10 protein-coding genes and 2 pseudogenes are annotated in these 14,287 nt (G+C 65.4%); 6 read left to right on the forward strand and 6 right to left on the reverse strand.

From position 1 onward, the window contains the following. Positions 1-332 precede the first annotated feature (332 nt). Positions 333-1,628 carry a DNA cytosine methyltransferase gene (locus tag LWJ43_RS21335; RefSeq protein WP_277333822.1) on the forward strand — a complete coding sequence of 432 codons (1,296 nt, stop codon included), beginning with the start codon at positions 333-335 and terminating at the stop codon, positions 1,626-1,628. Between the two features lie 41 nt (positions 1,629-1,669). On the opposite strand, the gene LWJ43_RS21340 is transcribed toward LWJ43_RS21335, so the two are convergent. The 5 genes from LWJ43_RS21340 to LWJ43_RS21360 all read right to left on the reverse strand — a co-directional run bounded on the left by LWJ43_RS21340 (position 1,670) and on the right by LWJ43_RS21360 (position 7,371). After that, positions 1,670-2,074, reverse strand: coding sequence for a very short patch repair endonuclease (locus tag LWJ43_RS21340; RefSeq protein ID WP_462100900.1), 405 nt, complete (start codon positions 2,072-2,074; stop codon positions 1,670-1,672). Positions 2,075-2,178: 104 nt separating this feature from the next. Then, positions 2,179-3,132 (reverse strand): NaeI family type II restriction endonuclease, encoded by a 954-nt coding sequence (locus LWJ43_RS21345; protein ID WP_277333824.1) that lies wholly within the window; start codon positions 3,130-3,132, stop codon positions 2,179-2,181. 286 nt (positions 3,133-3,418) lie between these two features. Then, entirely contained in the window at positions 3,419-5,239 is a 1,821-nt protein-coding gene (locus LWJ43_RS21350) for a DEAD/DEAH box helicase (protein ID WP_277333825.1), read from the reverse strand. Next, positions 5,240-6,661: a ParB N-terminal domain-containing protein gene (locus tag LWJ43_RS21355; RefSeq protein ID WP_277333826.1), complete on the reverse strand. Its 1,422-nt coding sequence runs from the start codon at positions 6,659-6,661 to the stop codon at positions 5,240-5,242. 65 nt (positions 6,662-6,726) lie between these two features. Further along, a complete protein-coding gene (locus LWJ43_RS21360; RefSeq protein ID WP_277333827.1) occupies positions 6,727-7,371 on the reverse strand; it encodes a hypothetical protein in 645 nt (214 codons plus the stop codon). A gap of 1,216 nt (positions 7,372-8,587) precedes the next feature. Here LWJ43_RS21360 and LWJ43_RS21365 point away from each other — a divergent pair. Further along, complete coding sequence (locus LWJ43_RS21365) at positions 8,588-8,812, forward strand: hypothetical protein (RefSeq protein ID WP_277333828.1); 225 nt, start codon at positions 8,588-8,590, stop codon at positions 8,810-8,812. Positions 8,813-8,915: 103 nt separating this feature from the next. On the opposite strand, the pseudogene LWJ43_RS21370 reads toward LWJ43_RS21365, so the two are convergent. Next, a pseudogene (locus LWJ43_RS21370) lies at positions 8,916-9,035 on the reverse strand (IS5/IS1182 family transposase); the annotation flags it as partial. Between LWJ43_RS21370 and LWJ43_RS21375 the strand changes: the two are divergent. The 4 genes and pseudogenes from LWJ43_RS21375 to LWJ43_RS21390 form a co-directional block, all read left to right on the forward strand. After that, positions 9,034-9,871, forward strand: a pseudogene (locus LWJ43_RS21375) (IS5 family transposase); the annotation flags it as partial. The pseudogenes LWJ43_RS21370 and LWJ43_RS21375 sit on opposite strands and share 2 nt — an antisense overlap. 166 nt (positions 9,872-10,037) lie before the next feature. Beyond that, positions 10,038-10,997: a hypothetical protein gene (locus LWJ43_RS21380; protein ID WP_277333829.1), complete on the forward strand. Its 960-nt coding sequence runs from the start codon at positions 10,038-10,040 to the stop codon at positions 10,995-10,997. Next, the gene (locus LWJ43_RS21385; protein ID WP_277333830.1) at positions 10,970-12,565 is read left to right on the forward strand and encodes a hypothetical protein; all 1,596 of its coding nucleotides are present in this window, start codon (positions 10,970-10,972) and stop codon (positions 12,563-12,565) included. The genes LWJ43_RS21380 and LWJ43_RS21385 overlap by 28 nt, the downstream gene beginning before the upstream one ends. Continuing rightward, on the forward strand, positions 12,562-14,286 hold the full coding sequence (locus LWJ43_RS21390; RefSeq protein ID WP_277333831.1) for a nuclease-related domain-containing DEAD/DEAH box helicase: 1,725 nt from the start codon (positions 12,562-12,564) through the stop codon (positions 14,284-14,286). The genes LWJ43_RS21385 and LWJ43_RS21390 overlap by 4 nt, the downstream gene beginning before the upstream one ends. The last annotated feature ends 1 nt before the right edge of the window (position 14,287 follow it).

Raw genomic sequence — 14,287 nt, forward strand, 5'->3', positions numbered from 1 at the left:
CGCCCCCAAATGCTTATGCCGCTACTCAGCGCCGTACACCCTTGATCTATGGGCCTGCCCCTCCTGGGTGCGGTGCAGGGGATTGAGATGCTTGTCCCTTTTGGTCGCGCAGAGGCTGTGGATGACCACGAGGGCTGGTGCGGGCGAACTAACATGGGCCCCCCCTTGCTGACCGCGTTCGCGGTCAGCTCAGCTGTTCCTGCACGGTCCCTGTGGACTTGTCGAGATCTTGCTGGGATGTTCGTGGGGACGGGCTCGATAGCATGTTCGAACCTGTCCCGCCGTGAATGCATCCGAGCACGCGGCGGGCAGTGCGCACGTATGGAGGACGAATGGCCAAGCTGCAGGTTGCCGAGATCTGCGCGGGAGCCGGCGGGCAGGCTCTGGGGCTGGAGCGTGCCGGATTTGAGCACGCTGTCGCTGTAGAACTCGACCCCCGTGCTGCCGCCACCCTGAAGAGGAACATGCCTGGGTGCGATGTCCGGGAAGGGGACGTGGCTGACCGCTCGGTCTGGGACCCGGAGCGGTTCTGCGCTGAGCACGGGACCCCGGATCTGATCGCCGGAGGCGTCCCCTGCCCTCCCTTCACTATCGCGGGCAAGCAGCTTGGCGCCACTGACGAGCGCGATCTCTTCGCCTGGGCAGTTGGACTGGCCGAGCGGGTGCAGCCCAAGGCCCTCCTGCTGGAGAACGTGCGAGGTCTCAGTGCGAACCGTTTCGCCGCCTACCGGCAGAACGTTCTAGACACGCTGCAGGACGCCGGGTACGTAGCGCAGTGGGAGCTCTTCCATGCTGCCGACTTCGGCGTGCCGCAGCTGCGCCCCAGGTTCGTCCTCGTCGCACTGAAGCGTGAGTACGCCCCGTATTTCGCCTGGCCGAAACCGCTCGAAGGCAAACGACCGACGGTCGGCGAGACGCTGCGCGACCTGATGGCTGCCAACGGCTGGGAGGGGGCCGAGGAGTGGGCCAAGGGAGCCAACGACATCGCCCCGACCATTGTCGGCGGCTCTAAGAAGCACGGAGGCGCTGACCTGGGACCGACCCGCGCCAAGGCGGCATGGGCGAAGCTCGGCGTCGATGCGCACGGTGTCGCGGATGAGGCTCCCGCGAAGGGGTGGGTGCCTGCGGAAGGGAAGGCGGGCCCCAAGCTGACCGTGGAGATGGTCTCCCGCATCCAAGGCTGGAGGCAGGAGGACGACTGGTTCTTCGAGGGGAAGAAGACCAGCCAGTACCGCCAGGTCGGCAATGCCTTCCCGCCTCCTGTCGCAGAGGCCATCGGCCGGTCGATCGCCCGGGCCCTGGAGAAGAAGGGCACTCCGGCAGAGCTGGTCGAGGATATGGAAACGGTCCACGACCCCGTGTACAAGCTGCTGAGGGCTGAGGCGGAGAAGCAGAGGTTCATCGGCATCACCCAGATCATCGGCCGACTGGAGAAGGCGGGCAAGCGCCTGTCTGAACCAGAGGTCGAGCGGCACATTGCGCATCTCGAAAGGGACTTCGAGATCCGGAGGGAGCAGCGTTCCGGCGGGACCTACGCCTACAGCCTTGGCGATTTCAAGGCGTTCGTCGGCCAGGAGGGGCACCAGCGGCATGAGCTGTTCTCGCTGAACCAGGCGAAGATCAGCTGATTTTCGGGGCTCGTGCGGAGCGGGCGGGCGGCGTCGAGGGCCTACTGCTGCTCTCGAGACTCTGCCTCCCGCTGCCGCCGGGACCTCACCGCATCGACGACCTTTGCCGCGCAGACTTCCGGGTCGAGATGCTCCCAGAAGCGCAGCACCAGCCAGCCCTCGTCCGCGAGGCGCTGGTCGGTGTCCCTGTCGCGCTGGACGTTCCGCCCGATCTTGTCTTCCCAGTACGGCTGGTTGGTCTTCGGCATGACGAAATGCTCAGGGCAGCCGTGCCAGAAGCAGCCGTCAACGAAGACAGCTACTTTCACAGGGCGGAAGACCATGTCGGCGGTGCGCCGCATCTTAGGAAGGGGCTTGGCTGCCACCCGGTAGCGCAGCCCCGCCCTGTGGACGAGTGAGCGTAGGAGCAGCTCCGGTGCCGTGTCGCGGTTCCGGTTGCCCAGCATGCTGCGCCGGTTCGCGGCTGAGGACGCCCATGAGCCCTCAGGCGGAGACCACTGTCCCGCTTGGGGTCCAGCCTCCGGCGGTTTGCTGCGCTTGCCTCGTCCGTTCATATTTCCGGCAGTTTCGGTACTGCTTCTTCTGGGTCGCCGGGCTCGGCCAGAACCCACTCCCGGCCGTCCAGCTCTACGCTTGGCCTCCCGGCGTGCTGGGCGCCTGCGGGGACCAGGCGGGCACTCACTGACTCGCCTGGCCCGGGAACCGGCAGCCCCAGGACTTCGGCGATGCGCCCATGGCGGGAGTAGTGACCCAAGATCACTACCCCGTGGCGCTGCAGCCTGGAGCGCGATCCGCCGTTGTAGCGGACGCGCTTCATGTAGTCCTCCTGCATAGCCACCGTAGCAACGACATTGCGGCTGACCCTGCGCCCTTGCGCCCGGAGGAACAGCTCGTCCACGCGGCGCTGGCCGCTCTTGTGGGAGAAGACAGCGGTGATGTCCGCCGGGGAGAGGCGCAGCAGCATGTTCTCCTGGAGGGGCGCGTCGCGGAACAGCCATCGCACTGCGCCCCGGCCGGCCGCGTTCAGTGTCTTCTTCGCGTCGCGGTTGCCGCCGTTGTTGAGCCGCTCGGGCAGCGCCCGTACGAGTCCTACCGACCACTGGGCCTGCTCGTCGCTGGCCCAGACCACGAGCAGCAGGTGCCCGTGGGCTTCGGGCGGGATCATCCACTGACCGAGTGTCTGGGAGTACTTGCAGTCGACGTCCGACCCGGCGATCGAGTAGTCCATGCTGGCGCCGTCCGCGAAGCCGAACTCGCGCTGCACGTTGATCTCGATGAGGGTTCCCAGGTGGGCCTTCTCAGTCTTGAAGAGCTGGTCCCAGCGGAAGCGGCCGGTGTGCTGGCCGTCCAGCAACATGTCGATGCTGCGGCGGACCGCGCCAGCGAACCGGCTGCCATCCGGGTCCGCGCGAAGAACCTCCTCGGCCACCGCGTCTAAGGCCAGGTCGTCGCTCTCACCAACTGGCCACAGAGGAGCCTGCACGCTGATCGTTTTGCCGTCCACAGCGGGACTCTATCGGCAGAGGATGGGCTGGGGCAGTCCGCTGCGGGACGATGCTGGCAGACTGCTGGGCGTGATACGTGAACCAGCAGAACTCTTGGTCGGTGATGACGGGCAGGTCGTACTCCCTCTCGGTCTCCTAGCGGAGGCTGGACTCGATGCAGGCAGCCGCCTCCTCGCTTTCAGCGACGGCGACGGGCGCATCGTGCTGCAGCGGGAAGCAGACGCCGTTGAGCGGCTACTCGGCGAGGGCACGCTCTGACGGGTACCGGAGGGCTGGTGTTTTCCGCTACGCCGGGCGCCTCCTGAGATAATCCAGCAGCGCCTGGACGTCGGCTGAGTTCATCCCTGCCGCCATCGGGGCCTCGTCCTCCGGGTCAGCGAGCTGCTGCACCTCGGGGTCGTCGAGGATGCTGCCCATAAACTCCAGCTTCTCTGCGAGCCGCATGGAGACGACATCATCGACACTTCCCACCGCGGTGAGGACGGTGACCCGCGTCTCCGTGTCCGGAGCGAGGCCAAGGCGATGGATGCGGTCCAGGCTCTGGAGGAACCGGCCTGCCTGGAAGTCGCGGTCGACGTACACGGCGTCATGGCAGACCTGGTGGAGGCTGATGCCCTCGCCCAGGGTCGCCGGGTTGGAGATGAGCACGCTGCAGTCCGGGTCCTCGCGGAAGCGGCGCAACTCCTCCCCCCGGTCGGGAGTCCCCCCGTGCACCGCGGCGGGCTGGAACGGCGCGAGCAGCGCTTGCAATGACGTGATGCTCCGGACGAAGCTCGTCCACACCAAAGTCTTCCGGCCGACCGCGGCATTGGCGGAGACAATGGACAGTGTCTCCGTGTACTTGGGCGGCAGTTCGTAATCGGGGAGCTTGCGGAGTAGGACCGCCAGCGAGTCCCCCTCCGGGACATCCAGGGGCGGGACACGGAAGCTCAGCGGCTCATAGCGGGTCGAGCCGCCAACGAGGAGCGCCGGACTAGTCGCGGCCATGAGCAGACGCAGGACTGCCTTGCCGAGTGCCTCGAAATCGCCCCGGTCGGCTGCTGCGCGCGGAGAGAACTCGCCGATCAAGGCGTCGTAGATCTCTCGGTGCAGGGGAGGCATGCGGAGAGGGCGGACGCGCAGGTCGACAGGCGGAAGCCCCAGTTCTGCCTTAGTTGTCCGGGTGTAGAGGGGGCGCAGTACCTGGCTTGCGTGGCCTAGGTCACCACCGTCCACGGCCTGGGTGACCACGCGCCGCCCGTGGCCGGGCCAGACGAAGGAGAGCAGGTTCTCCAGGTCCTTCGCACCGTTCGGTGCTGGGGTACCGCTGAGGATCATGCGCACGCGGCTGAGCGGTCCCAGCGCCATGCAGGCGGCACCGTAGACGCCCGCGCCGCCTAGCTTCATGCGGTGCGCCTCGTCAAGGATGAGCATGGTCGGGGCGGCCTTCAACCACTGCGACAGGCCGGCGAGCGCCCGGTCCAGCCGCTCGTAATTGACCAAAAGGACGTCTGCTGACGGAGGCATTGACTTGCCGAGCACCTGTACGTCCAGAGGCGAGGAGAAGCACTCCCGCGCCTCCAGTTGCCATGCCTCGTAGGCCGACTTCGGGCTGACCACCAGGATGCGGTTGACCGCTCCCTGCTCCCGCAGGGCGGAGAATACGGCCAGGGAGACGCGGGTCTTGCCGGCGCCGGGCACGCTGAAGTTGGCCCCGTGGCCGACCGAGAGCAGCCGGGCGATGTCCCGGAGCTGGAACGGCGTGAGAGGTCCCGTCCAGGCATCGCCCAGCAGGGCTGGCACCTCTTCCGGGGCAACGCTCTCCTCGCCCGGCGTGCCGTTCAGCAGCCGATCCGCCGTCTCCGCTGTGTCGAGCATCTCGCTGACAAGGACGCGGAAGTCGTCCTCCCAGACCACGCTCTCGGGCTGCGGCCATGCCGCTAGGGAGCCGAGACTGGCCAAGAAGCTGTCTATAGGCACAGCGGCGGATAGTCGGTCGGTCATTCGGCCACTGGGGAAGCTGGCGATCATCTGCCCCAAGTCGCCGCGGCACTCGGGCACGGTCCTGAGCGCTGCTTGGGTGCGCGTGGTGTCGAAGCCGATCACCAGGCTGGGTCGGTTACCCACTCAGCGTGTCTTTCCCGTGGCTTCGAGGAGCCACACCAGGCCGTCGCCGGGCTCGTCGACAGTCCGTCGAGCTTCGATGGCGAGCTTCTCCAGCCTCTTCCGCAGCTCGACGATGGCATCGTCGAAGGCGTCTTCGTCGAGGCTTCGCTGAGACCGGGAGAGGACGAGGTCCGTGACGCACTGCTCAATGCTGCGATTGGCGTCGGCGAGACGAGCTGGGACGGCTTGCTTGCGCTTGGTGATGCGGGCGTGGCGGCCGGCGTCGGTGATGGCTTCGTCCATCGCCTCATGCATGCACTGCAGGTCGGCTTGCACCGCGGTGATGGTTTCCGCCGACGCTGAGCTGCCCGACTGGGTGATCGCCCGGGCGCGGAGGACGGTATCCGTTAGGGCCTTGGCCGCGGAGACAGCCTGGCTGGGGCCTTGCACCGCACGTCCCAGACCAGGGATCGCGACGCCTCCCTGGGTGGTTGCGGAGGCGGTAACTATGCCTGCCGGCAGAGTCTTGGACAGATATGTGTCACTGAACTTGTCATTGATGAAGCGCACGTCCGTCTTGGCGAAGCCCAGGAGCATGGCGGCCAGGCGGTTTTCCACCAGCAGATCTGCTCGCTCGGGGTTGGCGCTGTACTGCTTTTCATAGGCGCGGTGCAGCTCGCGGAACTTCTCGGCCTGCTCCTCGAACGCGACCAGCGACAGCCGCTTTCCGGAACTCTCGCTGCGTTTGACCAGTTGGCGGATAAGGGAGAGGACCCATTGGTCCTGCCGGACCCGGGCAGCGGTGGTGCGGAAAGTGGCAGCGATGGCCGCGAGCGGAGTGCCTTGTTCGACCAGCTCCTCCACGGCGAGCAGCCGGTTGATGTACGAGTAGTCCCGCCGGTGCTCCTTGCGCAACTGCAGTGAGAGCTCGATGGCAGCGATGTCCCGCCAGTCGCAGGAAGGGGGCAACACAGCCACGCGCATGGGGTGGGTGGGCCCATGGAGCTCCAGGAGTGCGGCGCGCCGCGTGTTCCCGTTGACGAGGATGCCCTCGTGAGTGATCAAACCGGGAGCGGTCTGCCCGAACTCCTTCAGACTGGTGGACAGCTCGTCGAACTCGGGGTCGGTCCTTGCCGGGTCGTGCGGTTCGACTTGCAGCAGACGGCCTAGGTAGGCCTGGCTCTCCGTACTCCAGGAATCGGCCTTGAGAGCTGCGGACTTCTCGGGGTCATGACCGGCCTGTGCACGGATCCGATGGGTCGCCGGGTTGTAGTAGAGGTCGCCGACCTCCATCTCGATCACTTCGAGGTGCTCGGGCTTGCCCCGCCACTCGACGGTGAACGTCTCGCGGGTGCTGCCGCCGGCAGTGCTCTCTGCGAGTCGGGTCCGGACAACGGCCCGGTTCTCCTCCGCCCTCGGGGGCAGTCCGTAGTCCATTGTCATCTCCGTTGTTCTCGTTTCTCTCTCTGCTCGGCCCACTTCGGTCACTATCCGCATCTGCCAGATGCTCAGCCGAGGCCGAGCTGCTTGCGCAGATGGGCACGCGACTCCTCGGGCAGGGATCGGTAGTCACTCCAGAGCTGTTCCAGCCGACCGAACTGCCGCTCGTCGGCTTCCATCCAGCCGGACAGTACCTCGCGCTCGATGGAGCTGAGCGCAGCAGCTTCGCTGAGGACCCGGCCGAGGTCCGCGACCAGTTCCTTGCCACCGATGCGGCACCGCTTGCACTCGGTGATCAGCTCGGTCACCTTGGTCCCATCAGGCTTCAGGACCTTTCGACGTGCGATGTCCAGTTGAGCGGCTTCGTCGGTGTCGGCATAGGGGTTACCTGGTGTGATTCCGCAGGAGCGGCACATGCGGCCATCCTGCTCGATCACTTCGCGTCGGCGCCCCGCGCCGATGGCTGTTGTGCCGGACCTCCGGGTGGCGCGGCCCGGCTCCCAGACGGGGTCCCCTCGCTTCACGAAACGCTGCTCGTGCGAGTCGAGGCCGTCGTCCTCCCGGTTGGTGGCGATAAGCCACCCGAAGTCTCGGAGGTCCCGCATCCGCCGGTCCACCTGGGACACCCCAGGGAACGCTTCTCGCAGCGCCTCCTTGGTGAAGGCCTCTCCCTCGCCGACCTCTGAGACCAGCCAGAGGGCAACCCGCTTCATCGTTCCGAGGCTGTCATCGCGCCACGACGGCGTCACAGTGCCTCCACTTCATGCAGTGTTCCGGTGCAGTCCTGAAGATGCATTTCAGGCCGCGATTCTTGCTCAGTATTAGCACGGGCGGCATTGCTTGCTCCAGTAGTTCCGGGATCTTTACGCCTCTCGTTGATGTAAAGATCCGTTTAGTTCCTTAAGTGGGCATTTATGACTTCATTATGATCGCCGCGTGAATACGTCACTGTAAAAACGTCGGATCGCGCCCTGGTGTCGTAGGGAGGGGCTAGGCTTCCGGCGATCACGCAACTCTGCTGATCTCTGGCGAGCGAGAGGCTCCTTTGCATGCCGTCACTCGGGTTGATCAAACGCTCCTGCGTGAGCGAAGCCGGACGGGAGGTGAGGTCTTTCGCGCTCGCCTTCCAAGATGTGATGCCCCGCGTGCTTCCAGGGGCCACCATGACCGAGAAAGCGCAGGCTCTCGGCGTCTCTCCCTCCTCTCTCTCGCACTGGCTGCATGGGCGAAGGCTGCCTCAGTCGGGGATTTCGCATGCGTTGGAACCTTTGGTGCAGGCCGAGCGGGAAGGTGGAGAAGGCCAGGTCAGGCAGGATCTTGCTCGCCTCGAGGAACTCCTGGGGGCGGCACGGGCCGCGTCTTGTCGCCGGTGCACGGGTGGATGTGTCTGCGGAAGGAAGCCTCTCCAGGGGGACCGGCGCAACGACGTGAACGGTCATGTCGACAGGGATGACCGGCGCAACAGCTTTAGCGCTGGCGTGGAAGAGTCAACGCTCCCTGGACGCCTGGCGGCACTCCCTCCCGCTGAGCGGGCCGCCTTCTTATGGAGTTTGGGGGCGAGTCTCGGCGAGGATGAGATCGGTGCGCTGGCGGTGGCACTTGGGCGCGTTCGAATGCGTTCCGAAATGGAGGTGATCCTACATTCTGCGGGGTCCGCGGGCAAGGATTTCGTGAAAATTACACTTGCCGCAAGTATGTGCCCTAACGTGGAGTAGGGGTGATTCTCCACGTCATTTTGCGGCATGAGGAACGGGGCATTTTGTGTGCGACTCAGCGCCAGGCAGCGCTTGTTGTTTATCTGACATCTCCTGCCGTGCGCCTCCGCGCACGCGGAGCAGGGAAGGCTGGTCAGAGGCAGCGAACCGTGGCCCAACCTCCCCTGCAGGAAACCCCCTGCTTCAAATCGAATGCGATAAGGAGTCTCCGCTGGTGAATTATACGGCTTACCTGGCCCGCACGGCCAGGAAGATCAAGGCTGCCTGGATGCGCAAGGAAGGTTCCGGCGGCAATGCCTTCTGGGGCTCGTGGCGCAAGGTCCGGCGCCGGCTGCGCTTCCTCCGCTGGGCGCTCGCGGTTCAGATCCTGAAGGGTGCCGCCTACGCCGGCGGCGCCATCGCGGTCCAGATCATCGCGGCGCGGTTCCTCATTCACTGACGGCTGCCGCGCACCGCCGGCCTTCCTGGCTGCAATGCTCTGGGAAGGTCGGCGCTGCGTGAGCGGACGGCACGGCTGCAGGCGCATCTAAGACTGTGTCCTGTGTGATGAGTCGGACGAGGCGCTTGTAGCGGCAGAGGGCGGCCGCGAGTCCGAGGAAGGCCAGGTAGTTGCGAGTGTGGCGTTCGTAGCGGTGGTTCAAGCTGCGGTAGCCGGTGAGCCAGGGGCGTCCGTGGCGTGATCACCGGCAGGTGATCGACGGGGTGCCGTGGCGGCCGCGGACCGGGGCTCCGTGGCGAGATCTGCCTGGCGTTACGGGCCTTGGCAGACCATCTACGAGCGGTTCGCCCGCTGGGAAGCGGACCGGACCTGGGCGAAGCTGCTGGAACACGTCCAGGTCCGCGACGAGCGGTAGGCCGGGTGCAGTGGACCGTCTCCGTCGACTCCACGGTTAACCGGGCTCGCCAGCACGCGGTCGGCGCCCGCAAAAAGGGGACGCAGACAGGGACGAACTGGAAGACCCGGGCTGCTCACAAGCGCGTCAGGCCCTCGGCCGGTCCCGGGGCGGGCTGACCACCAAGGTCCACCTTGCCGTCGATGGCCAGGGCCTCCCGCTGTCCATCATGCTCACGCCCGGCACGTCAACGACGCCACGGCCTTCGGCCAGGTCCTCGACAGCATCCGCATCTCACGCACCGTTGCGGGCTGACCCCGCACGACACCGGCACGGGTGCTGGGCGACAAAGCGTCTTCCAGCCGGGTGATACGCCACCTGCTGCAGCGCCGGGGGCATCGTTGCCGCGATCCCCGAACGCCGCGACCAGGTTGCCAACCGCCGGCGACGTGGAGCCCACGGCGGCCGCCCACCCGCCTTCTGTAGGGGCATCTACCGCGACCGCAACGTGGTCGAACGATGCTTCGTCGGCCTCAAGTAGTTCCGTGCGAACGCGACCAGGTTCGACAAGCTCGCCGATCGCTACCGGGCTGGAATCTTCCTGGCGGCTCTGATCCTGTGGCTCCGAGAACCCGCTAAATGATTATCTATCAGACAGGCCCTAGCGCAGTGCAGTTGGGGACAATCTGAGGCTGTCCTCCTCGGTAGTGCTGCTGTATCATGCCCAGCAAATGTGCTGATTTTGTGAACGTGCCGCACGTATAGGTCTAAGTGCGGCTGCAACGGGAGTCTAGGGTGGGACCGCCGGGGGGTCGCGCACAGTTGAGCGGGGTGCTGCTGTGCACAGATGAGAAGCGCCTTCCGCTCCCCGCGTGGGCAGTCTGGCTTGCTGAACTCGGCGCCTGGGCTGCGCAACTGGCGGCGCAAGGTGTCAGCGGCACCATCGCGGTCTCGGTTCCCGCTCGCGAGTTCGCCAGTGTCTTCGTTGGTTGCGGAGCTGTGTATGCGGCGTTTGAGCCGAAACTGGACACCTCGCCTCAAGGCTCACAATTCACCAGCGCCGCCGAGCTTGAACCGAGAAGCCATGTCGTTCGTCTTGTCTCAACGCAGAACACTGCTGGATTCGTAGGCATCCTCAATGAGGCGGTCAGCAAGAACAATCGCCAGGGTTACAACGTCGGTGGAAGCTGGATTCCGGCTGACAGATATCGGATCGATGTTCTTAACTGGCCGGATGAACCTGCGGAGTTCATGGGTCAGAGCCGCATTTTGGAGCGCATTGACATTCCGGTTGGTGCAGAAGGGCTGTTGCCCGGTGTGCCCGCCGACTTCTGTGGGTTCAGTGCCCTCCATTGCGCGATCATCGGCAACGGCACAGCCATACAAAAGGAGTCCGAGGCTCTGATCGCAACATCGATGGTGGCTGAGCCGGTGCCGCTCAGTGCTCTGCTCCGTCCCCGCGCCATTCGTGAAAAAGCGCGCCAGTTCCGCAGCCTGCTACTCCCAGCGCGGGAGGACCCGGAGGACTACCGTGAACTCGTTGCCAGGCGGAAGCCCAAGGTGGTGATCCTGGACAGCGCGGCAACGGTCTGCCGGTGGCTCGGCGCGGAGATGGCGCCGGTCACGGTCGCGCTGGTCGAGCGTACGGCACCGTCTGGCGAAGCGGCGGCCGACGCCCTCAAGCGCTATCGGGCCAGAAGCCCGGAGGATCTGTTGCTTCCGGCGGATCTCGCACGAGTTCCCACTGGGATCGAGGTGATTGCGTGGCAGAGCAGAGCGGGGAACCCATGACGACGCTGGAAGAGATCGACCAGGTATACGCCTGCGCGGCAGGGTGCGAGATCTGGGACCAGCCAGTCGAGCATCCCATTGCGCGGGCTTTCGTTTTCGCGGCAACCGGCTTCCTGCGAGGGCTCGGCGAAGCCGCGGACTCCGAGCTCTGGAGAGCCAGTGCTGCTCTGCTGCGTCGGTGCCGAAGGTTCGTCTGTACCGTTCCGCTCCCGTTCGACCATCCGTTGCTCGAGTTCGAGGCTGCCGCACACCGACTTGGTTCGGAGATAGCCCGATTCGAGGGTGCCGTTGACCCCGGGCACGTTGAACGGATGCGGGCTGTGGTGTCAAGCCTTCAGCGTCTTGCTGCTGACGGCAGGGATCCGCTTGGCGACTGCACGCGGGAGTTTCTGACGTTGGACGACCCGCGTGACGGGCTTGTCGTCCTGACTGACCGAAGGTTCACCGACGCGGTCGTGAAGGCCATGGTGCTGAACGGCGTTGAGGTGACGATCGGAACCCACGCCGACCTGCTCGGGCACGACATTTATACGTCTGTCGTGGTTGTTGGACCGCCCACCTGGATCCACCAGGGTCTCCTGAACGCGCCGCGAACCGAAAACCTCGCGCTTGTGCACTACGGCTTTTTCCGCGAGGACCCTGAAGTGATACCGCTTCTGTTCGGGCCCGTCTCCAGCACCAACGTCACGCGCCCCATCAAGAAGTCGAAGCCCTTTCGATGTGAAGCCCCGGAAACCCCCGGAGGGGGCTGGCAACAGGGGGAGCCGGATGCAGCCGACCTGCTCGCTGCCGCAGAGTGCTCTCCCAGCGAGGAGATCCGGGCTTCATTCCCTCGGTATCCCTCGACAGGAGGCCGCAGCGGTGCTGCTGATCAGGTGGAGGCATGTGCGGCGGTTCTCGCTGACGGCTCGCACGTGCTTCTGCCAACGGACTTCGAGGCCCGGGTCCTCTCGCTGCGGGCCGGAGAGCTCCCTGAAGTCCAGGTAGAGCAGGTCCCCGCGTCGTCGGTGGGCCGGGGCGACTATCTTGCCCTGCGGAATCGCTCCCACCACCAGGACCTGGTGGACCGGGCAGACGCCATCCTCGGCCCGGACGCGACCTCGCTGCGAACCACACAGGCAGAGTGGAAGGCGCGACTGTGGGAGCGGACCGAGCAGCATCCACGGGGTATCCGAGGTGTCGCTGAGGAACTCCGTAGCCGGGGGGCTGGCACCGCCAACGTGGGCTACTGGATCAGCGACTGGTGCATCAGACCGAGGAGCAAGGCGGACTTCGCTGTAGTGCTGCGCTACCTGGCAGCGGGCGCTGACGTTGACAGCGTCTGGGAACGGCTGCGGCGGATTGACAGCGCCCACCGCAGTGCCGGGCAGCGGTACGCGGACGATCTCCAGCAAGCGCTGACCCCTGACAGAGTGGGGAGGCTCGTAGAGGCTGGCTGGTGCGCAGTCAGACCGACCGGGGCGGACAGCGAGACACTCGTCGCCCGCATTGACTATGTACTGTCCGACACCCTGCAGGTCCCGCTGAACGCCCTCTGCCGGCTCCGTACAACGGAGGACTTCCGATGACACGAATGATTCCGCCGTCTTTCGACCCGGAGACTACAAGCCCGGGGGAGCGCGAGGTTTTCGAACGGTTGCGCGATGATCCGGCCACGGAAGGATGGATCGCTCTCCACTCCCTGGGTATCGCCAGCCATCCCAGGCAGATCCAGGGTGAGGCCGACTTCGTGGTCATCGTCCCGGGCAGCGGCATCGTCTGTTTGGAAGTGAAGTCGCATCTGCACGTCGCCCGACTCGCAGACGGAAACTGGAGACTAGGTAAGCATCAACCGGAGGTCCGCGGCCCCTTCAAGCAGGCCGACGAGGCGAAGTACGCGGTCGCCGCGCAGCTCAGGAAGGCCAATCCCCAACTGCCCTCCCTTCCCATCGCCTCCGCTGTGTGCTTCACCCACGCCCGCTTCCAGGTACCCAATCCGACCGAGTGGCACGGCTGGCAGGCGATTGACACTGTCGCGTTCCGCCGTAACCCCATCTCGACGCTGCTGCGAGGTGTCCTGAAAAGTCAGCGTGAGCTACTCGCTGGAACCCCGAGTGCGCGCGCCTGGTTCTCGGCGTCACACGTGGAGCCGACTCCGGTGGTCTGCACTCGTATCGTGGATGTGCTGCGACCTGCCTTTGAGTTCGTCGAGCCGCCCAAGATCCGACGTTACCGTCGCCGGGAGGAGGTCGAACGGTTCACGCGTCAGCAGTATCAACTGCTCGACATGATCGCCGAGAATCCGCGCTGCATCGTGAAGGGGGCGGCTGGCACTGGCAAGACCTTCGTCGCCTTGGAGGCTGCCCGTCGGCTCGCAGCCGACGGCTCGCGTGTGCTCCTCTGCTGCTACAACAATCTCTTGGGGCAGTGGCTCAAGGAGGAGACGGCCGGTGACAGCCTGATCACTGCGGGCACGCTCCACAGCTACATGGGAAAGCTCGCGCCGAGGGCCCGGGAGCAGCACCGCGTCGGCGAAGGTGACTTTTTCACTGAAGTGCTTCCAGAGCGCGCCCTCGATTCCCTGCTTGAGGGGCACCCACCCTTTGACGCCCTGGTCGTCGACGAGGCGCAGGACCTCATGCTGGACGCCTACTTGGACGTTCTTGACATGTCGGTCCGCGGAGGACTCGGCAGTGGCAGGTGGCTGTGTTTCGGCGACTTCACCAACCAGGCGATCTACGACTCTGGGTATGCGGGGATCGGTCTGCTGAAGGACCGGACAGGCGCTGGTTCCGCGTCCTTCAGCCTGACGGCGAACTGCCGCAATGTCCCCTCGATCTGCCAGTACGTGGAGGAGACCTCGCGTCTGGAGCCCGGCTACAGCGGTACTCTCCGGGCGGAGAATGACCGTGAAGCCGTACGGGAGTGGTGGTCTACGCCCGCCGAGCAGGACCAGCATCTGGTCAAGCACCTAGCCAGGCTTCATGCGGACGGGTTCGCTCCGGACGAGATCGTTGTGCTGTCAGTCCGAGGGCATGGCAGTGCTGCAGAACTGTGTGCAGACCCCCGATGGTCCCGTCAGCTGGCCCCGTTCGCCAAGCTGCGAAGTGGGTCCGTCGGCTACGGAACGGTCCATGCGTTCAAGGGCCTGGACGCGTCGGCAGTGATCGTCACTGACATCGAAGAGATAAAGGACTCCCGAAGCGAGGCGCTCTTTTACATCGCCTCGTCTCGGGCGCGTGACGACCTCACCATCATCGCCCGTGACACAGCGCGCCCTGACTTCCGACGACTGGTACTGGGAGAATGAC

Origin of the sequence: Streptomyces sp. JH34 (genome assembly GCF_029428875.1) — a bacterium.
GTDB lineage: Bacteria > Actinomycetota > Actinomycetes > Streptomycetales > Streptomycetaceae > Streptomyces.